The sequence below is a fragment of the Legionella tucsonensis genome (assembly GCF_001468035.1).
Classification (GTDB): Bacteria; Pseudomonadota; Gammaproteobacteria; order Legionellales; family Legionellaceae; genus Legionella; species Legionella tucsonensis.
This window is the reverse complement of the sequence record NZ_LNZA01000008.1, coordinates 164,279-185,839: the sequence shown is the minus strand read 5'-3', so window position 1 is coordinate 185,839 and position 21,561 is coordinate 164,279. Positions and strand designations below refer to the sequence as shown.

The window sequence follows — 21,561 nt, the reverse complement described above, 5'->3', positions numbered from 1 at the left end:
TATACAGCTGGGATTGACAAGATGCTCTGCCCTATCTAAACACAATCAATTTAAAGAAATCCTACTGCTCTGCTTAGAGTGTTGATGAATGAGTCATCTGGGAGAATTGCATGAATATCAAAACCATGAGACATAATTTTATCCTCTCCCCAACGTTCATCCATATAATAGCGATATTGAGTTTCATGCAAATGACCAATAGCACCTATTTTTTCTCTTATCCCGTGCCTTTTTGCATCTTCAATGATTTCAAAATACCGTAAATTATAATAAAGATTTTCAGGCATAAGTTCCTTCGCTTTTTTAAAGTAGGGAATGGATTCTTGTTTTTTTTCCTCAAAATAAACAAGGGTATCAGCGAGTAAATAATAAATTTTCGCGAGGATTTGGCGCATTTCTTTTGATTTTGGCTCATTAACAGTAATAAAAGTTTTAAGTTCTTTTTTCAACTCTTCAATTTCATTTTCATGCACTTTAATGAAATTAACCCGGGTGTTTAAACTATCGTTATAATCAATGGGCACACCGAGTTGCGCAATCAAACAATCAATTTTTCGTAACAATAGCTTATTATAGATTTCCATAAGTGCTGTGTTGTTATTGAGAAATAGGTATTCACTGAGTCGAAGTTGCGCTTTGCTTAATTGGGTTCGATCGGATTCTTTCACTGGATGTTCTAATTCATCAATCGCCAAAAGTGTAGTCGCGTAATTCAAAATAGCCTCCCTGGCTAGGGAGTCGTGTGGCTGAATGCTCACTATTTTTCTAGCCAGATCTATTTGTTCTTCAGCCAATTGTATTGCTTCTTTTGTTTTTTTGTAGAGCAATGCTTCTTTTATTTGTGATGTATTTGCATCAAATTGGGTAAAATAATATTCGCGCAAGCGTTCAAGCCTATGCTTATTAAATTTGAGGCTTTGGCTGCTTGTATATAAGATATCAGCGTCCTGAAAACGATGACTCTCCATAGCGAGGTCAAATTGATATAAAGTCCATTCGTCTCTCATCATAATGTCTTGCATGGAATTGTCTTGATCCAAAATTTTTGGTTCAAGTACGACTGCCTGAGCTAAATACTCGAGGGTTTTATTGCCAGTGAATAGTCGGGTTATTCTCCATTTGCTTTTTTCTTTTTTAGCATCCTCTAAATAACTCTGTGCTACTTGAGTACGTAATTCAGGATATGATACTAAGTAACCTGTTTGCTCTTCATAGCTAAAATTGCTCTTTATATAATTAACTGCTTTTTGTTGATCATCTTTATTCGTTGATAAGAATAATGCACCGATGAGTTGCACAGCATTTTTTAATGCTTGAGGATCATTTTCTTCTTGGGTTAAGTAAAAATCAATAAATGGTTCCTTAAACTTATTTTTGACTTCCGCAGACCATTCCAATGCTTCATAAAATTGTTGTTGTGAAACCAGAGATTGTGCGTAGGCTTCGGCAAAAGGACTAAATTTAATACAATTTATTTTGCTGACAGGTTGGTGGTAGTAATTAATTTGGCGAATTGCAGTATTAATCGTTTCACTGTCTTGGGGATCAATGGAAGGTAGCAAATAAGCCAGATATTCTTGTATAAAGGATTGGCCAAAAGAGTAGTTCCTCCGAATGGATTCATCGAATTCAGGAAAGGCATGTGAATGAGTAATGAAATAACTGACTAATAATTGCTGCAGTTCATTAGAAGTTTGATTTTTCCTAGGTAAATGGCTTAAGTATATAAAATTCGTGGAGATTGGAAATCCATCTCTGCTTTTATTCAATTGCGAAGATTTAAAACCTTTGAGGTAGCCCGCATAGGCAATTTTACCTAAAGTCATTTCAATACGATTAGGATGACAATGATTCTCAAAGCCTAACCAACCTTTAAATGATTCAAAAAGAGTACGGAACCAACTGACCTGAAAAACATTGATTCCATCAGTGTAGAGTCTTTTCCTGGGACATGAAGCAATTTCTCGCCAAAACCTTCGATATTCATTTTCATCAAAATCATAAATAAGAAAGTCTGGGAGATGGACTGTTCCTTTTTCTTGATATTGTTCAGCGACATGTCTTGCTAATCTTAAACGCAACATAAAAAATTCCAGTAAAATTAGGCGATTATATGGTAATTTAAAATCAAGTATTGGGCAATTAAGTTATAGAATGAACAGAATTTATTTGAATATTTAATTTTGACATTGGGGACAAAAAAAAGAATTACGCCCAGAAATTATAACTGATTCAATAGGATGTTGACAGAGCAAGCACGGTTGATTTTTTCGGCCATATACTTTAAGCGATATACTAAAATAGCCTGGTTTACCATCAAAAGCATAAAAATCACGCAGGGTAGTGCCACCACATAATATTGCCTGTTTGAGTACCTCTTTGATCTGTTTCGTGAGTGTATAACATGCTTCTTCTGAAAGCATTTTTGCCGGAGTGTTAGGATGAATATTCGCTAAAAAGAGGCTTTCTGCGGCATAAATATTTCCTACGCCCACCACAATTTCATGATCCATAATTAATGATTTAATCGGTTTGTTCTTATTTTGAACTTTTTGAAATAGGTAATGACCATTAAATTCCTCACAAAGAGGTTCAGGGCCTAAATGACGAAGTAGCTGGTGTTGATATGGGCTTTCATTTATGTACAGAAATAAACCAAAACGCCTGGGATCGCAGAATCGCAGCGCGAGTTCGTTTGCCAGCGTTAAGAGGATATGATCATGTTTTTCAGGCTCACTCTTATCTGGTATGATACGTAGGTGGCCTGACATTCCCAGATGAACTAAAAGATATCCTTTTGAGAGCTGGATTAGGATGTATTTTGCCCTACGAGAAACAGCAATTATTTTTTTTCCGGCACACAATTGATCCAAGTTGTCGGGAACCGGGATGCGGAGTTTAGAGTTGCGTACAATGATTTCTTTAATTGTCTGTCCTTCCAGATGGGATTTAATTCCTTCTTTTGTAGTTTCAACTTCAGGTAATTCGGGCATTATTTTTTATCGTCATGTTCAATGATTCTACCCTGATTTTTATTAATTACTTCTGTTTTAGTCGATGTGCTTGGGAACAAATATTGTTTTATTGTCGCGATCAACCAAAGGATTCCTCCTATGAGGAGACCCCAAACCAAAACATACGAGAACATAAATAACAGACCAAAAAATAGTGCTATAGCAACACCTGCCACCAAGAAAGGTACCAAATTTTCAAAAATTTTCCCTAGAGGAGATTTTTCGTTCATAACATAATTTCCTATCTTATTAATTATTAATTATCGGCTACATAATGAAATGTTGCAACGTTAAGAGTAAAATTGTGTTATCCTTAATATGATATAAGGATTTTTTGAATTCTTACATATTGAGTACCCAACTAAAGGATGAGTTTTTTCTTAATTTGCATTTTAGCATTTTTAAAGTGGAGTTATTATGGTTTTTGGTTATTTAAACCTGTCTTTTTGGGGATATGTGATTGCAACATTGATTTTGACGCAAATTACTATCGCAGCAGTAACACTATATCTTCATCGGAATCAAACACATCGAGCACTGACCCTGCATCCAATTATTAGTCATTTTTTCCGTTTTTGGCTGTGGTTAACTACTGGGATGGTTACTGCAGACTGGGTGGCTATTCATCGAAAACATCACGCATCAGCCGATGTTGAAGGTGATCCGCACAGCCCAGTAGTTTTCGGAATTAAAAAAGTATTTTGGGAAGGGGCAGAACTCTACAAAGTAGCTCGTAAAGATAGAGAAATGGTCGCTAAATACTCTCATGGCACTCCTCAGGATTGGCTGGAGCGAAAAGTTTATTCGCCCCATTCTTCCAAGGGAATATTGCTCATGTTGTTCATTAATTTATTCTTATTTGGTGTTCCTGGAATCACGATTTGGGCAATTCAAATGATGTGGATACCATTTCATGCTGCCGGTGTGGTTAATGGAATTGGCCACCATTGGGGGTATCGAAACTTTGAATGTACGGATGCTGCAAGAAATATTTTCCCCTGGGGTTTTTGGATAGGTGGTGAGGAATTACATAACAACCATCATACTTTTGCTTCCTCAGCTAAGTTTTCAGTTAAATGGTGGGAATTTGATATAGGTTGGATGTACATTCGAATTCTTTCCTTTTTAGGCCTTGCCAAAGTAAAAAAATTACCACCAAAACTGGCGATGGAAAAAGGAAAGCTGCAAGTAGATTTAGATACGGTGAAAGCTGTTATTGCGAATCGTTTTCAGGTCATGTCGAACTATTATAAAAGTGTGATTAGACCCATACTCAAGCAAGAAAAGCATAGCTATATTGAGAATAAGGATGAGAAGAAGCTTTTTGCACGTGCTGGAAGATTATTGAGACGTGAGAATTGTTTGTTAAATACGAGGGCTAGAATGCGTTTATCCCATCTGTTGGAAGCTCGTGAACAATTACGCATTGTCTACGCATACAAGCAATCGCTACAAAATATTTGGTTAAAAACAGCCTCTACCCAGAAAGAATTAATCGAAGCATTACAGCAATGGTGCAGGCAAGCTGAAGAGTCTGGTCTTGATGTTTTGAGGCAATTTGCCCAACAGCTTAAAGGATATGTTCCTGTATATAGATAATTCTTCGGTAACATCTCACCTGTTTATCTCATAGAGGAAAGAACAGGTGAGATGTTATTGTTTTATTTGTTTTCTAGTTTCAATTGTCTATAGTAGTATTTTATTTATCGCAATAACAGGGAGTTGGTTATGATGAAAGGTGTAGCAATAGTTACTGGTGGAACTGGTGGTATAGGCACAGCCATTTGTCAACGCTTAGCCTCCGATTTTCAGGTTGTCGCGTGTTATTTCAAACATGGAAAACATGAAGAGGCGAAGCAATGGCAAGAAGAGCAAAAAAAGCTGGGTCACGATATTGATATTGTTTATGGTGATATCGCACAATTTGCTGACTGTGAAAAAATAGTAGCCTTAGTCATGGAGCGTTATGGTAGTGTTGATGTACTGATTAATAATGCAGGCATTACTCAAGATTGCAGTTTACGAAAAATGACTCCAGATCAATGGCAATATGTTATCGATGCTAATTTGACCAGCGTATTTAATATGACTCGCAATGCAATCCCGATTATGATTGATAAGGGTTTTGGCCGCATTATAAGTATTTCTTCTATTAATGGGCGAAAAGGTCAATTTGGTCAATGTAATTATGCTTCAACTAAATCCGCGTTGTATGGATTCACCAAAAGCTTGGCTTTAGAAGTAGCAAATAAAGGTATAACGGTTAATACGGTTTCTCCTGGTTATGTAGAAACTTCTATGCTTACTTCTTTAAAAGAAGAGGTGCTCAAATCAATCATCGCAAGTATTCCTGTTGGTCGGTTGGGGGATCCAAAAGAAATAGCGGATGCGGTTGCTTTTTTAGCATCCCCCGATAGCGGATTTATTACCGGTGCAAACTTGGATATTAATGGTGGACAGTACATGTAAAATTAAGCCCTGGGTTTGATTGATAATCCTGGGCATTACAACAGTCTCTTTATCATTAATTTTCGCAAATCTAACTCATAGAGAACTATATGCAACATAATAATATTGTATTGATCACTGGGGGTACTGGAGATATAGGTAAAGCAATTGCAAAGGAATTGAACTCTTCTTACAAACATGTTTTTTCTCTTGATTTAATTTCTGAAGAAGAAGGAAAAGCATGGAAAAAAGATCTATTCGATGAAGGATATAAGAATATCTATTTTCGTCATATGGATGTAACTGATTATGAGCAATGTGGGAAGGTTGTTTCTTCCATTATTGAAGAATATGGTAATATTGATGTGCTAATTAATAATGCGGGCATCACTCGAGATGCTGTATTTACAAAGATGACTAAACAGCAATGGGATGAAGTATTAACAGTTAATCTTGATGGCATGTTTAATGTAACTCGTCATGTAGTTGAAAATATGAGAGAGCACGAATCAGGACGAATCGTTAATATTTCTTCGGTGAATGCGCAAAAAGGTCAATTTTCGCAAGCAAATTATGCTGCCTCAAAAGCAGGTGTTTATGGTTTCACCAAAAGTTTGGCGCAAGAACTCATGAGTAAAAACATCACTGTGAACAGTCTTTCTCCCGGCTATGTGGATACTCGATTAATGAAAGGTATTAGACCAGATATTCTGGAAGGGATTATTGCCCAAATTCCTGCAAAGCGTTTAGCTCAGACTCAAGAAATTGCTTGGGCCGTAGAATTTTTAATTAGTGAGAAAAGTCGATATATTACAGGGGCTAATCTTAGTGTGAATGGCGGTCTCCATATGTACTAATAAGATTCTTCTTTTAATTCAAGATTATCTTCTTCTGTTTTAGGAAGAGGGAAAAGGGTGAAGTTTTTAACAAAATCACCTAAATATGAAGAGAACACTATGACTCGATTAATAAAAAAATACAAAAATCGACGGCTTTATGATACTGAGACAAGTCAGTATATTACCCTTGAAGAATTGCAGCGTTATGTAGTGGATGGTGTGCAATTTAAAGTAGAAGACTCTCTCACTGGGAAAGATTTAACGAATGCTATCTTGCTGCAAATTATTGTGGAAATGGAGGCGGGTTCAACTCAATTTTTATCTTCAGATATTTTGCGGCAGATCATCGCTCTAGCCAATCATCCTATGCATGCTTCTTTAAAACAGATGATGGAACAGATGTTTCAAGCTATGGAGAAACCTTTACAAAATAATCCTTATCGTCAGGCAACTGAAACTTGGAATCAGCAAATGCAAAAAATGATGCAACAATGGCAGAATTTATTTAAAGGCTAGCTGGTATTGTGTGAGTTTTAAAGCAATAGATAATAAGCAGACTTTAAGATTAGTTTTTTTATGCTGCATTGCAAAAAAAAATTCCTAACCTATTGACAAATTTGTTCTATATATACTAATATTAAATTGTGCAATGCAACATAGAGGAGAGTATCATGGCCCAACAAAATTTTGAAAGATGGACTGAAATGGCTAAAAAATTTCAAGAGCCTTTTCAAGCTATAGCTGAATTGAATGTGAAAACTTTGCAAGGTATGACTTATCTCAAGCCCGAAGAGATTGCTGGTATTAAAAAACCTGAAGAACTGTTGGAGAAGCAAATTAATCTAGCTGTTGAAAATAGTCATAAGGCTTTAGATTACATGCAAAAATCTTTTCAAATCCTTGAGAAAGCAATGTTAGGTTTCGTTCATGAAGCTAAAAAAGCATCTGAAGTAAAACATTAAAACATTAATTGAAATATCTTTTTAGAAGGGCAGTTCAAGTACGTAAGTATGAACTGCCTTTTTTACCGCTGATTTCACCCATAGAATCATTCAATGATCACATCAATTTCAAAGACCAGGAATTGATTTTCTGAAAAATTGATATACTCTTAAGAAAGACTTGTTTAAATTTAAGTCATATAATTTTTTTACTACTTATTAAGGAAAAAATTATTTTCAAGGAGGTTATCATGCAAGTCAAAGAAATCATGACATCTAAACCAGAATTTTTACTTACCACCGCTACTATTACTGAAGCAGCTAAAAAAATGCGAGAATTAGATACAGGATTTTTACCCATTGGCGATAAAGAAAAAGATAAAATTGTTGGTATACTTACTGATCGTGATCTCGTTATCTCTGCTCTTGCCAATAAGAATCCATTAGATACGCCAGTAAAAAATGTGATGCATAAAGACGTATGGTACTGTTTTGAAAGTGATGATGTTAAAAAAGCACATGAAAGCATGAAGGAGAAAAAAATACGCCGGCTTATTGTGCTTAATAAAGATAAAAAACTGTCCGGTGTGTTGTCTTTAGGTGATATTGCATTACATTGTGATACCAAACTATCTGGAGAAGCATTGAAAAAAATCTCTGTCCATTAAATTTGGAAGCTTATGTCGTTTTATCTGGTAGGGTACTAACCAGATGAAACAAAATAGAGCTCTTGCAAAATCTGCAGGTTATGCAAGAGCTCTAATGGGTTTTTAAAATCAAGACCAAGGCAATTATTAGAGTAGTTTTTTGCTAAACAACAGATCCAAGCTTAATCTTGAATAAACAGAAACATTAAGAAAATAGATCATATAGCTCTATACTTCGATTGTATTTATTAAAATTTTTCCAGGGATTTTCTTTTTTTCCTAAACGCTGAAATATATTCTTCAAATGATAGGATTTGGGGTGTAATGAACTATCATTCAGTTCTTCCCATTCCAGGGGTGTTGCTACAGGAGCTCCTTTTTGAGCACGTAGCGAATAAGGCACTATTGCTGTCATGGCATAGTCATTCCGTAAAAAATCAATAAATACTTTATTTCCACGTTTATTTTTCCGTTGTTCCAAAGTCGTTATTTGGGGTTGTCGCTGATGCAGTTTTTCTGCTATTTTTCTCGAAATTTTTTTGATTTTATCAAATTTGTAGTGAGTCTTAATGGGTAAATGGATATGTAGACCACGAGAGCCAGAAGTTTTGACAAAGGTTGTAAGCTCAAATTCATCAAGTAGCTTTTTTAAAGCAAGAGCTGCATCACGTACTTTTTCAAAATCATCATCCTGTGGGTCCAAATCAAAAATAATTTGATCGGGTTTTTCTATTGAGGAAATAGTTGACAGAGAAGAGTGAAGTTCTAAAGTATTTTGTCCTGCCAAGTAAACCAACGCCTTTTTAGAATGGATGCCTATCATGTTTATTTTTGAATTATTTTGTACTGTCGGTACAGTAAATTGTTTAATAAAATCAGGGAAATAATCAGGACGATGTTTGTTATAAAAACCCTCTTGATTAATACCATCAGGATATCGTTTCAGACTAAGCGGCCTATTTTGTACAAAAGGAAGAAGGTATTCTGCGATTTTATAAAAATATTCTGCGACTTCTCTTTTTGAAATCGAGTCTTCTGGATAAAGTAATTTATCTGGATGAGAGATATCAACACCGGCAATTTTCATAGGGCTCCTCCCAGAGGTTTATAATACCTACTTGGTTTTAATCTTGGGTTAACGTTGCGAGCATAGGAGAAATTTCTTTATTCTGTTCTTTTATATCCAGCGTGTTTTTCATAGAACTTAATAACTGTCTGAATAATTTATTCATTTTCTTTCTCTTCTTTAGCAATTTCATCTAGAGAACGGCCCGTTAATACTGAATTTGGTTTAGTGCTCACAGGATTTTTCCAAGCATCTGCTTGATTATCATCAAGTTTAAAAATGACCCATTGCTCCGTATCCTTTTCTTGTTTAGTACGGGTCATGGCATAGCCTCCTTTTATTTTCTCTTCATGCAGGAAAAATTTTAAAGTCCCCTCTTTTAAAGCTTTTTTCATGGATTTTTTTTCTTCAATGAGCTCGTAATGACCAAGATCCCACACCATAACTGTTCCAGCTCCATATTATCCCTCAGGAATGATACCCTCAAATTTAGCATAATCTAGGGGATGATCTTCAGTACGGATGGCTAATCGTTTTTTATTAGCGGCTGTTGATATTCCTTTAGGAATAGCCCAGGAAATTAATGCATCATCGTTTTGTAGACTAAAATCATAATGCAAATGGCTGGCATCATGTTTCTGAATTACAAAAAATATGTTCCTTTTTTTTGAGGTCGTTCTTTGAGGCTCTTTGGTTTTCCTAAAATCTCTTTTTTGCTGATATTCTTTTAAGTGCTTGCTTTTAGACATTATTTAATCCTTATTTTTTGATGTAGATTAAATTATTCCTTTATAACTTAATTGATATTATGGGCAATAAAAAGACAATATATAAATTTATTGACTAATTAAACTAAATTTCAACAAAATAATCTAGCGAATGGGTGTTTTTAAATGCTGGCAGAAAAAGGCTTTTTTAGTTTTCCGCAAGAGGATACAATGCCCAAGATGAGAATGATTCTATGAATGAGGTTATTAAAATGGGGGCATTGGGTGATCATTTTTCGTTATTTAACTAAAGAAGTGTTTATCACTTTGATTTCACTAACCTCCATATTGGTGTTAATTTTTCTGAGTAATCAATTAATTCACTATCTCAATCGAGCAGCTTCCGGCAGTATTCCAGGTGTTATTATTATGAAGTTAATGATACTGGAATTACCTACTTTACTAAGTTTACTCATTCCTTTAGGTTTTTATATTGCGATGTTACTCGCTTACGGTCGCTTGTATGCTGAAAGCGAGATGACTGTATTACGTGCTTGTGGTTATGGATCGAATCAATTATTAAAACACAGTTTTATTATGGCAACAGTAGTCGCTATTATTGTAGCTGTGATAATGATTTGGGGAAGTCCCTTAATTTATATTGAACGTGCAAAGTTGTTGCGTACTACGGGAATACAAACTTTGGTACAAACGATCATGCCTGGACGTTTTCATGCCATTAATGACGGTCGGGAAGTATTTTACGTCCAGTCTATGAGTCGCGATCATACTAAGGCAGAGCAAGTATTCCTGGCAAAAAGAAGTTCTGTAAATGCACAAATACGTTGGGATATATTATGGGCCGATCAAGCTTTTGCGGAAACTGACGCAAAAACAGGAGAGGACTACATCATCTTGCAAAATGGCAAAGAATATCAAGGGGTTCCAGGTCATGCAGATTATCAAGTTGCAGAATTTGGACAATATAAAGCACGCTTGCCACATCCTGTGATCAAAGTTTCTGGTGATCTCCGCACAATGAGCACAGCCAGTTTATTACCTTTTAATAATGGAAATGTTGCCAAGGCTGCTGAATTACAATGGCGTTTATCAGTACCAATCATGGTATTTACTTTGACGTTGATTGCTGTTCCTTTGAGTCGTATTAATCCTCGTTCTGGAAAATACGCCAAGTTATTACCTGCAATCATTATTTATATTTTATACGCAAACTTATTGTTTATTGCGCGTGATGTAATGATTTCCGGAAAAACCCCGCAATGGATGGGTTTATGGTGGGTACATCTGATTGTTATTGGTTTTGGATTATTACTAAACTGGCGTAATCAGGCGAAATTGGCATGAGTATGAATATATTAGATCGCTACATTGCAAAAACAGTTCTAAGTTCTATTGGTTTAGTCACGCTCATGTTAGTCGGGTTGCAAATTTTTATTTTATTTGTTGGTGAAATAGGTGATTTAGGTCGGGTTGATTACGGTATTATGCAGGCAATTTTTTTTATTTTGTTACAAATGCCATATCAAGTCTATTTGTTTTTTCCCATGGCAAGCCTCCTTGGCTGTTTAATTGGCCTTGGGATTTTGGCTAATCATAGCGAATTGGTCATAATGCGTGCTTCCGGGATGTCTATAGGACAAGTAACTTGGGCCGTTTTAAAAGCATCGCTGTTACTCATCGTATTGGTAACTGCGCTAGGAGAAACTTTAGTCCCATACTTATCCCACTACTCCAATGACTATAAGACTGCTGCAGTCAGTGGAGGACAAACATTAAGAACCTCACAAGGGTCTTGGATGCGATATGGCAATGAATTTATTTCTGTGGGATTGATATTGCCCCATAATGTCTTAAACAACATTTATCAATTTCGTTTTGATGATCAGCATCATTTAAAAATGTCGCGTTTTATTCGTGAAGCAAAGTATATGCCAACAGGTTGGGTTGCATATGACATAGAGCAAACAGATTTTGAGGCAGATAAGACGAAAACTCAGACTTTTGCTACTCTTCCCTGGGAAGTATCCGTAAAACCAAAAATCTTAATGATTAGCAGTATTGAGCCTGATGAAATGACCTTGAGAGAATTAAATCGTTATATACGAGAGCAGAAACACAACCATCAGAATGTGCATAATTATCAGTTTGCTTTTTTACAACGGATTATTCAACCATTTACTACCATGGTGATGATGATCCTCGCCATTCCATTTATTTTTGGTCCATTGCGTTCAACGACTATGGGATCAAAATTATTGGTGGGTGCTGCCGTAGGATTCAGCTTTCATATTTTAAGTCGTTTTTTTGGTCCACTCAGCACGGTATTTCAATTGCCTCCTGAATTAGCTGCTTTAGGGCCTACTTTTATTTTCGCGCTATTGGGCTTGTATTTGATGAGAAGAGTTCCATAACATGGCACTTGGTGATTTACCTCCGATTTTATTTATACGTTTTCATGATAGAATATTGATCACATAGTGTAAATATATCAAAAAATGAAAATTCAGTGTAAGTTTTGCCGACAGCGTATGGAGCCTACTGTTTGCTGGGAAGAAAGATTAGTCACTACTGATCAAGCTGTTTATTATTGTAGTTTATGTAATAGGAAATTATTTGTTTTAGGCGGTTTTTTGGATAAACCATTTTGGCAGCGTCCCATCTATTTATGGTTTGGTATCCCATTAATCATCGATCTGATTGATTATTGGGAAAAGGCAAAAAACCTTTTAAGCGAGATGCATCTTGGCAAACTAATTTATCTTATTTTATCCATAATCTTAACAGCACTTGCTTATTTCTTTTTTAAGTAAAGTGACTGTTCATCTGTGGCGTATTGCGCGTGTTATACTACTTGTCCTGCTGCCCATCCTGATGACCAAGCCCATTGAAAGTTATATCCTCCTAACCAACCGGTAACATCCAAGGCTTCGCCAATGAAATAAAGTCCTGGGGTATTTTGAGCTTCCATAGTTTTGGAGGAAATTGCATGACAATCTACACCACCAATAGTTACTTCAGCTGTTCGATATCCTTCAGTTCCATTCGGTTTTACCAGCCAAGAGTTAAGTTGTTTTGCTACAGATTCCAAATTATGATTTGAGAGTTCAGCAAGTTTCGTTTCAGCAAGTTCTGGTGAAATAAAGAGTTCGATAATGCGTTTAGGTAAATGTGTGGACAAGATAGAGTTTAATTGTCTCTGTGGTTTTTCAGATCGAGCATTTTTTAAGTAATTCAAGAGATTGATTTCGGGTAATAAATTGATACAAATACTCTCTCCTGCATGCCAATAGGACGATAATTGTAAAATTGCAGGGCCGCTCAAACCGCGATGAGTAAATAAGGTATTTTCACGAAATTCAATACGTTCATTTTTAACTAAACTATCAATACCAATTCCGGAAAGCAGAGTGATTCTTTCTTTTTCCAATACATCAAGAGTAAGAGGAACTAATCCAGCACGAGTTGGCCATACTTTAATACCAAATTGCTCTGCAACTTTGTAGGCAAATGGGCTAGCCCCCATGGTAGGTATGGATAAACCCCCGCTGGCAATAACAAGAGATTGGCACTGAAATATCCCCTTAGTGGTTTGTAGTTTAAAACTGTGTGATTTGTGAATTTTTTCTATATAGGTATTTAGGTGTATTGTGGCACCTACGGCACCACACTCTTTAAGCAACATATCCACAATGTCTTTCGATTTATTATCACAAAATAATTGCCCTAAGGTTTTTTCATGGAAGGGAATTTTATGTTTTTTAACAAGCTCAATAAAATCCCATTGGGTATAGCGGCTTAAAGCGGATTTAAAAAAATGAGGGTTATGGGAGTTATATTTTTCAGGTTCAATATAATAATTAGTAAAATTACAACGACCTCCTCCCGACATTAAAATCTTTTTACCTGCTTTATTCGCATGATCCAATACCAGGACTTTACGGTGGCGTTTGCCCGCTTCAATGGCGCACATTAAACCTGCAGCACCTGCGCCTATAATAATGACATCAACTGCTTCCATATCGGATTGACTTGTGTTAAATCTAAACCTGTGCAAGGGTAACATGCGTTGCGCGTGATTCAAAGAATTGTTCTTGGACATGAAGGTGTTTTTTTATGCGGCGAACTCATTATAAATACATTATATGTATGTTCTAAAACGTCTTTTGGCGATCATCTTGGGTGTTATAGTATTGCCATTACGCATCTTGGTATACAATGCCCTTTATGAAGCGATTGCATTTCTTTTGGGAGTTGCGGGTGTAATCAGCTTACCTATTTACTTTGCATCTGTTTTTAAGAATCTCGGTGTTTCAACTGCGAAGAATTTTCTACTGACTACGTTGATTATTTTTCCACTTGTAGTGGCAGTAGTGGCAATTACTTTTGCAGTTACAACAGCCTTTTTAGTTTACAATACTGTAATCAACATGTTTGCATCGTTCTGGCTTGGTTTTAGGAGTGGATTACTTCATGAGATGGAGGGCTTTCGGAATGCGTTCGCTTCGCAACATACTTTAACGCAGGACATCGGTTTATATGTGAGAGCCTTTCAGGCCGGTGTGCATGCAGATGAAGTAATCGATGATGTTGATTTTGATGGCTTTCAACGAATAAGAGGAGAATTACAAGATGTTGTTGTAGTCAAGGAAGATTTGGAAGTTCCAGATTTAGAAAGTAAGGATGCAAGAGTATCTCATAAGTTATTAGATAACATTGAATTAGAAAAAATCAATATGCTTATAAAGGAATTGACCAATCCCCCAGATTTTTTATCTCCAGAAGAAAAACGACAGTTGGATGCTTTAAAAACTTTATACACTCAATATAACGATTTATCAAAAAAGCTGGAGGATGTACGGACTGCTTTAGTGAATAATGATAAAACCCGAATTGAAGATGAAATGGTAGCTTATAATGAAGTGGAAACACCTATATTATTGGTAAAACAATATAAAAAAAAGGAGCAATGGCATAATGTTCCTGCGAACAGCTATGTTACCGATAAAGAAAGTTTACTGCATTGGTTAAAGCAAAATCCGAAACACCCTCTCAATAAAGATCTTCTGAAAAAACCAGAAGCTTATAACAAAATGGAAACAAGATATATTTGGTATGAACTTACCAAAGAAGATTGCTCTTCCCAAGAGTTAGCTGAGGCGGCTGCCCAAATGAAAGATTTGGCTCAAGCTTTATCTTCTCGATTACCTACGCAAAAAATGAACTTAGGGCCAGGTACCGCTCGCCAATCGTTTTTTGGTTCGGATGTCAATACTTCTGAATCACCTACAATACAATTGGATACCGCATTAACGAGGCAGACTTGGAGATAAAAGCCAAAGTAATCTTATTCAAGAACTAATTGAGGATTATTGCTCTTGTTCTTCTTTCATTTACACTTATGACGTTAATTTAAGTTTATACTGTAAGTATTCAAGTGCTCCATTTTAAGGACAATCATCATGAGTGAACTTGATATTTTGCAATTATTTTATGATGAGATGAGAAATCGTAGTGCAACTCGAGATCAAGTTTTTTTAAGTATGGAAGAGGATGCAGCAGCAATGCTTTCTCAAAAGTTAGGACAATCTGTATCAGTTGCAGATCTACAACAATTAACGGATACATGCATTGCTAATGAGTGGCTGGAGCGAACGACCGCTGATCCTAATTATAAATATTTATCATTAACTGAAGCAGGGTTGCAAATAATTTTAGCGAATCAATACAGATAATTGAGCATTAAGGGTATAAACTTTAAGCAAAAGTAGGTAAAATATATCATTTTATTCTTTTTTGTTGTCAATATGCCAAAACGAACCGATATTAAATCCATCCTCATCCTTGGAGCAGGTCCTATTGTAATAGGACAAGCTTGTGAATTTGATTACTCTGGAACCCAAGCAGTACGTGCCTTAAAGGAAGAGGGTTATCGAGTGATCTTGGTAAATTCCAATCCAGCTACCATTATGACAGATCCAGAACTCGCAGATGCAACTTATGTTGAGCCGGTATCCTGGAAAGAAGTAGCACGTATTATTGAAATTGAACGTCCAGATGCCCTTTTGCCCACTATGGGTGGGCAGACAGCGCTTAACTGTGCTCTGGATTTAGTACGCGAGGGAATTTTAGCAAAGTATAACGTTGAAATGATAGGCGCAACACGAGAAGCGATTGATCGTGCTGAAGATAGAGAAAAATTTCGTCAATTGATGATTCAAATTGGCTTGGATATGCCGCGTTCGGCGATTGCTCATAGCATGGAAGAGGCAATTCAGGTACAGGCGCAATTGGGTTATCCGGCAATTATTCGTCCCTCCTTTACTATGGGGGGCAGTGGTGGTGGTATTGCTTATAACCGTGAAGAATTTGAAGAAATTTGTATGCGTGGATTAGAGTTATCGCCAACTCATGAGTTATTGATCGATGAATCAGTACTTGGCTGGAAAGAGTTCGAAATGGAAGTAGTACGTGACAAAAATGATAATTGCATTATTGTCTGTACTATTGAAAACTTTGATCCCATGGGAGTTCATACGGGCGATTCAATTACTGTTGCTCCTGCACAAACACTTACTGATAAAGAATATCAACGTATGCGAGATGCCGCCATTAAAGTATTAAGAGCTGTAGGTGTTGATACAGGAGGTTCAAACGTACAATTTGCTGTTAATCCAGAGGATGGGAGAATGCTTGTAGTTGAAATGAACCCAAGGGTTTCTCGAAGCTCTGCTTTGGCTTCCAAGGCAACTGGCTTTCCTATTGCGAAAGTTGCTGCAAAACTGGCTGTTGGCTACACGCTTGATGAGTTAAAAAATGAAATTACTGGGGGTAAGACACCGGCTTCATTTGAACCAAGCATTGATTATGTAGTCACTAAAGTACCACGATTTAATTTCGATAAATTCCCACAAACCTCTGATATCCTGACTACGCAAATGAAGTCAGTTGGTGAAGTGATGGCAATTGGTTCTAATTTCCAGGAGTCCTTACAAAAAGCAATACGGGGTTTAGAGATAGGACGTTGTGGTTTGCATCCTTTATTCAAAAAAAGCGATTTAGCACGTTTAAGAGGTCATTTGCGGGAGCCAACTCCAGATAGGCTTTGGTATATCGCTGATGCTTTTAGGAATAATATCACTCTTGAAGAAATTCATCAGGAAAGTCGTGTTGATCCCTGGTTTCTGGCTCAAATCGAGGAGCTGGTCGCTCTGGAACGCTCTGTGGTTGGGAAGAAATTGGCAGATATCGATGCACTGACTTTACGTCTGCTGAAGCGACGTGGTTTTGCCGATGCCTATTTGGCTAAAATCTGGTCTTGCGCTGAAGAGGAAGTACGCAAAAAACGAAAAGAACTAGGAATTGTCCCTGTCTATAAACGCATTGATTCTTGTGCTGGTGAATTTCCCAGTGATACGGCTTATATGTATTCGTGCTATGAAACCCGCTGTGAGGCTCGTCCTGATACCGGCAAGAAAAAGATTATGATTCTCGGTGGAGGACCTAATCGAATCGGACAGGGAATTGAGTTTGATTATTGTTGTGTGCACGCAGCCATGGCTCTTAGAAACGCAGGATGCCAGACTATTATGGTTAATTGTAACCCTGAAACAGTATCTACCGACTTTGATACTTCCGATCGTTTGTATTTTGAACCTGTGACGTTAGAAGATGTTTTAGGTATTGTAGATGTAGAAAAACCAGAAGGAGTTATTGTCCATTACGGTGGGCAAACCCCTTTAAAATTAGCACGTGCCTTAGAGGCAAATGGTGTTAAAATCATTGGGACCTCTCCTGATGCAATTGATAGGGCGGAAGACAGGGATCGGTTTCAAAAATTAGTAACTGAGTTAAAATTGCATCAACCTGATAATGGAACTGTACGTAGTGAGGCAGAAGCCATCACTTTAGCAAATAAGATCGGTTATCCGTTAGTGGTAAGACCTTCCTATGTTCTTGGGGGGCGTGCTATGGAAGTTGTCTATCAAGAAGATGATTTGCGCCATTATTTATCGCATGCGGTTGCTGTATCCAATGATTCTCCTGTATTGTTGGATAAATTCTTAAATGATGCAATTGAAGTAGATATTGACGCCGTTTGTGATGGAAAAGAGGTATTGATTGGTGCAGTAATGGAACATATAGAACAAGCTGGTATTCATTCAGGAGATTCTGCCTGTACTTTACCTCCATTTAGCCTTAGTGTTGTGGTACAACAGGATTTAATGGAGCAAATGCGTCAAATGGCATTGAATTTAGGAGTAGTAGGTTTGATTAATGCGCAATTTGCTATTCAAGCGGACGATATTTATGTTCTGGAGGTAAATCCAAGAGCTTCAAGGACAGTTCCTTTTGTTTCCAAAGCGACAGGGTTACCTTTGGCCAAAATTGCAGCTCTTTGCAAACTGGGGATTAGCTTAAAAGAACAAGGTTTAAGTCAAAATCACCATATGCCATCCTTTTATTCAATTAAACTTCCTGTTTTTCCTTTTATCAAATTTTCTGGGGTAGACTCTATTCTTGGCCCTGAAATGAAATCTACAGGGGAAGTCATGGGTATTGCCAGACGTTTTGGACAGGCTTATGCTAAAGCACAATTAGGAGCAGGCTCTAACATACCCAAACGTCGTCGTGCTTTTGTTTCCGTTAGGGACGCTGATAAAACTCGAGTAGGTGAAATTGCCAAGAGATTGATTGAATTAGGTTTTGAAATTATTGCAACACGTGGCACAGCCTTGGCTTTACAAGCAGCCGGAGTGGATTGTCGCCGAGTATTTAAGGTGAATGAAGGCAGACCACACGTTTTGGATTTTATAAAAAATAACGAAATCGATTTTATTGTAAATACAACTGAGGGCAAGCAAGCAATTGCCGATTCTTTTGCAATTAGACGCAATGCATTACAACACAAGGTTAGCTATACTACAACCTTGTCAGGAGCTGAGGCTGCTTGTTTGGCTATGAAATATGAAGATAGAGAAACTGTAACTCGATTGCAGGATTTACATTAACAAACAGTACTGCATTCTAAGCTACACGTATCACTAAATTTAAAGATCTCATTTTCTTCTATGAAGGGAATGAGATTAAAAAATAAATTACCAGGGAATTATTTTTGAGGTAGATATGAGCAAACACCCCATGACAGTTCAAGGTGCAGAAGCACTTAATTCAGAATTACAGCGATTAAAATTTGTGGATAGGCCTCGTATTGTTGAAGCGATTGCTACAGCAAGGGCACATGGTGATTTGAAAGAAAACGCCGAATATCATGCAGCCCGAGAACAGCAAAGCTTTAATGAAGGCCGTATTCAAGAGCTGGAAGCAAAATTATCTCATGCACAAATTATTGATATCAGCAAATTGCAGAATAACGGCAAAGTAGTCTTTGGTTGTACCGTCACAGTATGTCATATCGCAACAGATGCGAAGGTGACTTACAAAATTGTTGGTGAAGATGAGGCGGACATTAAACAGAATAAAATCTCCTACAGTTCTCCTATTGGCCGTGCTTTAATAGGTAAGGAACTGGATGATTCAGTCACCGTAAACACACCAGGGGGTATGGTGGAGTATGAAATTGTTGAGGTGCAATACATCTAAATAGCTATTCATCTACACGGATTGTTCAGAGTACCTCACCTGATTTCGGAAGGAATTTACTGGCGATTAATCGATGCTGCTGCTATTGCAGCAGCAGTAAGAGTTTGGCAGTATTCGATGCATTGCTCACTATAAATAACGTTTTTGATTTGTTTTATCCCTTGCTGGGATTTTTGGTCGTACCACCAATCTCCATAACTTAATTAATCCAAATAAAAATACCCCTTACTTGATTTTTATTGAGCATAGAATAACTCATTTTGTGGTTTGTAGTGGTAGCTTGTTTGTTATTTACTACAAAACAGTCACGTGTAAAAAATCAAACTTATTAGGTAAATAATTTGCATCGATGCAACACGCTCTTATGGTAAACGATGTGCTTTTTCATGAGTTATCCATGCAACTGATTTATGTGATTACGACAAAATGAGATAAATTTGAATTAATTGTTCTGTATTACTACAATTTAAGTAGGTTCTTTTTTCCGAGAATCATTATGAAAGGTAAAACAGGTACAGTGGCACGCCTCGGTACCTCGATATTTGCAAAAAAATCCTCATTAACGTTGGGACGTCATTTATGGGGCGCACAAAAATATGCATACGAGCACCATACTAGTCAAGTAATTATAAAGTCTAATTATTTTGATACGTTTTCTTTCCGAGGAAAGAGATTTATTAGTGATAAAGATACTTTCTCATTCTTTGTGTTAAGTACCCAAGACGTTGCTGTAAGAGGTATGCATAAATCAGAAATGAATGCAGATTTAAACAAAACATTATACGGTATAGTTGGGAGACTACCACTTACGGCATACCATGAAAATGGAACAATAGATAGAGAAGAAACAGGTAGGCTGGTTAAAGAACATAGAATAGGCAAAGTCAGAGGTATTTCAACTTCTGAAAGTTTATTTCAGGGATTCAAATTTTCTTCTTTTTTAATTCCTCAACGCCAGGGAATGATTGCAATTGATCAAGAAAATGTTCCCTCGACGGAAAGACATAATCCTAATACTAATCCTATTCTTGCAGAAGAACAAACTTTGACTGACGCGGTTTGGGTTGGAAATACAGTAGTTGAAAGGGAATTAACAATTTCAGCCATTCACATTTCAGCAATTATAGGAGGGGTATCCAGGGATGGGATGCGGATTAATGTTGAGTATAATCCACTTTATGTAGATCAACATTTGTTATCTGAGGAATTAAAAAATGAATATGCTTTAATGCTGAACGATTTTTATAAGGTTATTCCCTTTGCAAGGGAAGATAGAAATGCGCCAGAAGTCAAAGAATTTAAAGAAAAGCAACGAGAGTTTTACGAAAAATATGCGAAAGCAGCAGGTTTAAGTGAATCTCATATAGAAGCGATAAAAAAGACAATAGAAGATAAGAATGCTCTTGTGGAAAAAGAACACGATCAATCTCGATCCAAAGAAAAGACAAAACAAAAAACTCATACCGGCGCCAAAGGTGCAGGGGCTATAGCCGCAGGAGTGGGAATTGGAGTGGGTTTATACGCTAAATCGAAGTCAGACCAAAAGAAAATGACTTTAAATCATGATGAAATGATGTTTTTAGTAGAAAATGGCTATGCTTTATCCGTGGTTCGCAACAGGGAGGAAGCTGCAAAGCATCAGCAAGAACCTGTTCGCAAAGATGCTATCAGTTTATCTGATTTTTACTCTCATCAGGGTTTAATAGGGATTTCAAACGATGAGGAGATTAAATTACAACAGAAACTTCATGATGGGATTCGACAACATGTCGTCAATGCTTTTAAATTTAATAAAGAACCTGTGTTTTTACTGATTGATGGCACACACGGTGCCTACGATCAAAAAAATTATTTATTGGGAAAAATTGGTAAACGCAATATCGATCCAAGTCAGATAAGGGCTGTAATTAGTAAAGAAGAAGGAAAACCCTGGGATGAAGAAACAGCTTTCAAAGCCATCATTTCTAAAATTAAAGAATTAAAAGAGGAGCCGCAAAAAGAAAACACTCAAAGAACTATGCTTTAGGTACTTGTTAGCTCATTCACTGCGTGCCAAGAAGTTGAAATCCGAGGTATGTAATCCACACAGGAGTTTGTTACATTGATACGAAGACGAGTAAATCAAAACGTCGTCATAGCGCATCGAATACTGTCAAACTTTACGTTTTTATTGCATCCGCCTCTTCGTCGAGCTTGTTGAATAAAAGAAAAAAAGTTAAGTTATCCTACCATTAGTTGAGTTAACACGTATTTCAACGAATCATCTTTATAAATTTGT

General features: G+C 36.8%; 19 protein-coding genes and 1 pseudogene. 14 read left to right on the top strand and 6 right to left on the bottom strand.

Annotation, left to right across the window (positions count from 1 at the left end; genetic code table 11):
• Positions 1–50 precede the first annotated feature (50 nt).
• The 3 genes from Ltuc_RS13530 to Ltuc_RS13520 form a co-directional block, all read right to left on the bottom strand.
• On the bottom strand, positions 51–2,084 hold the full coding sequence (locus Ltuc_RS13530) for a hypothetical protein (protein WP_058521890.1): 2,034 nt from the start codon (positions 2,082–2,084) through the stop codon (positions 51–53).
• 93 nt (positions 2,085–2,177) lie between these two features.
• Positions 2,178–2,993, bottom strand: a complete 816-nt coding sequence (gene mutM, locus Ltuc_RS13525) for a bifunctional DNA-formamidopyrimidine glycosylase/DNA-(apurinic or apyrimidinic site) lyase (protein ID WP_058521889.1) — start codon at positions 2,991–2,993, stop codon at positions 2,178–2,180.
• On the bottom strand, positions 2,993–3,244 hold the full coding sequence (locus Ltuc_RS13520) for a hypothetical protein (protein ID WP_058521888.1): 252 nt from the start codon (positions 3,242–3,244) through the stop codon (positions 2,993–2,995). Before Ltuc_RS13520 ends, mutM begins: the two co-directional genes overlap by 1 nt.
• A 187-nt stretch (positions 3,245–3,431) precedes the next feature.
• On the opposite strand from Ltuc_RS13520, the gene Ltuc_RS13515 reads away from it, so the two are divergent.
• From Ltuc_RS13515 to Ltuc_RS13490, 6 genes are all read left to right on the top strand, one after another.
• Complete coding sequence (locus Ltuc_RS13515; protein WP_058521887.1) at positions 3,432–4,613, top strand: DesA family fatty acid desaturase; 1,182 nt, start codon at positions 3,432–3,434, stop codon at positions 4,611–4,613.
• Positions 4,614–4,742: 129 nt separating this feature from the next.
• On the top strand, positions 4,743–5,483 hold the full coding sequence (phbB, locus tag Ltuc_RS13510; protein ID WP_058521886.1) for an acetoacetyl-CoA reductase: 741 nt from the start codon (positions 4,743–4,745) through the stop codon (positions 5,481–5,483).
• 89 nt (positions 5,484–5,572) lie between these two features.
• Positions 5,573–6,319: an acetoacetyl-CoA reductase gene (gene phbB / locus Ltuc_RS13505; protein WP_058521885.1), complete on the top strand. Its 747-nt coding sequence runs from the start codon at positions 5,573–5,575 to the stop codon at positions 6,317–6,319.
• Positions 6,320–6,418: 99 nt separating this feature from the next.
• The gene (locus Ltuc_RS13500; RefSeq protein WP_058521884.1) at positions 6,419–6,817 is read left to right on the top strand and encodes a polyhydroxyalkanoate synthesis regulator DNA-binding domain-containing protein; all 399 of its coding nucleotides are present in this window, start codon (positions 6,419–6,421) and stop codon (positions 6,815–6,817) included.
• A gap of 155 nt (positions 6,818–6,972) precedes the next feature.
• Positions 6,973–7,263 carry a phasin family protein gene (locus Ltuc_RS13495; RefSeq protein WP_058521883.1) on the top strand — a complete coding sequence of 97 codons (291 nt, stop codon included), beginning with the start codon at positions 6,973–6,975 and terminating at the stop codon, positions 7,261–7,263.
• Positions 7,264–7,493: 230 nt separating this feature from the next.
• On the top strand, positions 7,494–7,910 hold the full coding sequence (locus Ltuc_RS13490; RefSeq protein ID WP_058521882.1) for a CBS domain-containing protein: 417 nt from the start codon (positions 7,494–7,496) through the stop codon (positions 7,908–7,910).
• A 184-nt stretch (positions 7,911–8,094) separates the two neighbouring features.
• Here the strand turns inward: Ltuc_RS13490 and ligD are convergent, their stop codons facing one another.
• Positions 8,095–8,976 carry a non-homologous end-joining DNA ligase gene (gene ligD / locus Ltuc_RS13485; RefSeq protein WP_058521881.1) on the bottom strand — a complete coding sequence of 294 codons (882 nt, stop codon included), beginning with the start codon at positions 8,974–8,976 and terminating at the stop codon, positions 8,095–8,097.
• Between the two features lie 137 nt (positions 8,977–9,113).
• Positions 9,114–9,704: pseudogene (locus Ltuc_RS15815) on the bottom strand (DNA polymerase ligase N-terminal domain-containing protein).
• Positions 9,705–9,947: 243 nt separating this feature from the next.
• On the opposite strand from Ltuc_RS15815, the gene lptF reads away from it, so the two are divergent.
• The 3 genes from lptF to Ltuc_RS13465 all read left to right on the top strand — a co-directional run bounded on the left by lptF (position 9,948) and on the right by Ltuc_RS13465 (position 12,493).
• Positions 9,948–11,027 carry an LPS export ABC transporter permease LptF gene (gene lptF, locus Ltuc_RS13475; protein WP_058521983.1) on the top strand — a complete coding sequence of 360 codons (1,080 nt, stop codon included), beginning with the start codon at positions 9,948–9,950 and terminating at the stop codon, positions 11,025–11,027.
• Positions 11,024–12,094: an LPS export ABC transporter permease LptG gene (gene lptG, locus Ltuc_RS13470; RefSeq protein WP_058521880.1), complete on the top strand. Its 1,071-nt coding sequence runs from the start codon at positions 11,024–11,026 to the stop codon at positions 12,092–12,094. The genes lptF and lptG overlap by 4 nt, the downstream gene beginning before the upstream one ends.
• Before the next feature lie 84 nt (positions 12,095–12,178).
• Positions 12,179–12,493 carry a hypothetical protein gene (locus Ltuc_RS13465; RefSeq protein ID WP_238584156.1) on the top strand — a complete coding sequence of 105 codons (315 nt, stop codon included), beginning with the start codon at positions 12,179–12,181 and terminating at the stop codon, positions 12,491–12,493.
• Between the two features lie 32 nt (positions 12,494–12,525).
• On the opposite strand, the gene Ltuc_RS13460 is transcribed toward Ltuc_RS13465, so the two are convergent.
• Complete coding sequence (locus tag Ltuc_RS13460) at positions 12,526–13,701, bottom strand: BaiN/RdsA family NAD(P)/FAD-dependent oxidoreductase (RefSeq protein ID WP_058521982.1); 1,176 nt, start codon at positions 13,699–13,701, stop codon at positions 12,526–12,528.
• Positions 13,702–13,825: 124 nt separating this feature from the next.
• On the opposite strand from Ltuc_RS13460, the gene Ltuc_RS13455 reads away from it, so the two are divergent.
• The 5 genes from Ltuc_RS13455 to Ltuc_RS13435 all read left to right on the top strand — a co-directional run bounded on the left by Ltuc_RS13455 (position 13,826) and on the right by Ltuc_RS13435 (position 21,309).
• The gene (locus Ltuc_RS13455) at positions 13,826–15,013 is read left to right on the top strand and encodes an ABC transporter permease family protein (RefSeq protein WP_058521878.1); all 1,188 of its coding nucleotides are present in this window, start codon (positions 13,826–13,828) and stop codon (positions 15,011–15,013) included.
• A 129-nt stretch (positions 15,014–15,142) separates the two neighbouring features.
• Positions 15,143–15,415: a hypothetical protein gene (locus Ltuc_RS13450; RefSeq protein WP_058521877.1), complete on the top strand. Its 273-nt coding sequence runs from the start codon at positions 15,143–15,145 to the stop codon at positions 15,413–15,415.
• Positions 15,416–15,487: 72 nt separating this feature from the next.
• Positions 15,488–18,691, top strand: coding sequence for a carbamoyl-phosphate synthase large subunit (gene carB / locus Ltuc_RS13445; RefSeq protein ID WP_058521876.1), 3,204 nt, complete (start codon positions 15,488–15,490; stop codon positions 18,689–18,691).
• 115 nt (positions 18,692–18,806) lie between these two features.
• Positions 18,807–19,283, top strand: coding sequence for a transcription elongation factor GreA (gene greA / locus Ltuc_RS13440; protein WP_058521875.1), 477 nt, complete (start codon positions 18,807–18,809; stop codon positions 19,281–19,283).
• 496 nt (positions 19,284–19,779) lie between these two features.
• Complete coding sequence (locus Ltuc_RS13435) at positions 19,780–21,309, top strand: hypothetical protein (protein ID WP_058521874.1); 1,530 nt, start codon at positions 19,780–19,782, stop codon at positions 21,307–21,309.
• Positions 21,310–21,561: the final 252 nt, after the last annotated feature.

Bases quoted from the DNA above. Each gene is read 5' to 3' on its own strand.
- lptG (WP_058521880.1), top strand. From the start codon at position 11,024: ATGAGTATGAATATATTAGATCGCTACATTGCAAAAACAGTTCTAAGT.
- Ltuc_RS13455 (WP_058521878.1), top strand. From the start codon at position 13,826: ATGTATGTTCTAAAACGTCTTTTGGCGATCATCTTGGGTGTTATAGTA.
- Ltuc_RS13490 (WP_058521882.1), top strand. From the start codon at position 7,494: ATGCAAGTCAAAGAAATCATGACATCTAAACCAGAATTTTTACTTACC.
- mutM (WP_058521889.1), bottom strand. From the start codon at position 2,993: ATGCCCGAATTACCTGAAGTTGAAACTACAAAAGAAGGAATTAAATCC.
- Ltuc_RS13435 (WP_058521874.1), top strand. From the start codon at position 19,780: ATGAAAGGTAAAACAGGTACAGTGGCACGCCTCGGTACCTCGATATTT.
- ligD (WP_058521881.1), bottom strand. From the start codon at position 8,976: ATGAAAATTGCCGGTGTTGATATCTCTCATCCAGATAAATTACTTTAT.
- Ltuc_RS13520 (WP_058521888.1), bottom strand. From the start codon at position 3,244: ATGAACGAAAAATCTCCTCTAGGGAAAATTTTTGAAAATTTGGTACCT.
- Ltuc_RS13465 (WP_238584156.1), top strand. From the start codon at position 12,179: ATGAAAATTCAGTGTAAGTTTTGCCGACAGCGTATGGAGCCTACTGTT.
- Ltuc_RS13530 (WP_058521890.1), bottom strand. From the start codon at position 2,084: ATGTTGCGTTTAAGATTAGCAAGACATGTCGCTGAACAATATCAAGAA.
- Ltuc_RS13500 (WP_058521884.1), top strand. From the start codon at position 6,419: ATGACTCGATTAATAAAAAAATACAAAAATCGACGGCTTTATGATACT.
- phbB (WP_058521885.1), top strand. From the start codon at position 5,573: ATGCAACATAATAATATTGTATTGATCACTGGGGGTACTGGAGATATA.
- phbB (WP_058521886.1), top strand. From the start codon at position 4,743: ATGATGAAAGGTGTAGCAATAGTTACTGGTGGAACTGGTGGTATAGGC.
- greA (WP_058521875.1), top strand. From the start codon at position 18,807: ATGAGCAAACACCCCATGACAGTTCAAGGTGCAGAAGCACTTAATTCA.
- Ltuc_RS13495 (WP_058521883.1), top strand. From the start codon at position 6,973: ATGGCCCAACAAAATTTTGAAAGATGGACTGAAATGGCTAAAAAATTT.
- carB (WP_058521876.1), top strand. From the start codon at position 15,488: ATGCCAAAACGAACCGATATTAAATCCATCCTCATCCTTGGAGCAGGT.
- Ltuc_RS13515 (WP_058521887.1), top strand. From the start codon at position 3,432: ATGGTTTTTGGTTATTTAAACCTGTCTTTTTGGGGATATGTGATTGCA.
- Ltuc_RS13460 (WP_058521982.1), bottom strand. From the start codon at position 13,701: ATGGAAGCAGTTGATGTCATTATTATAGGCGCAGGTGCTGCAGGTTTA.
- Ltuc_RS13450 (WP_058521877.1), top strand. From the start codon at position 15,143: ATGAGTGAACTTGATATTTTGCAATTATTTTATGATGAGATGAGAAAT.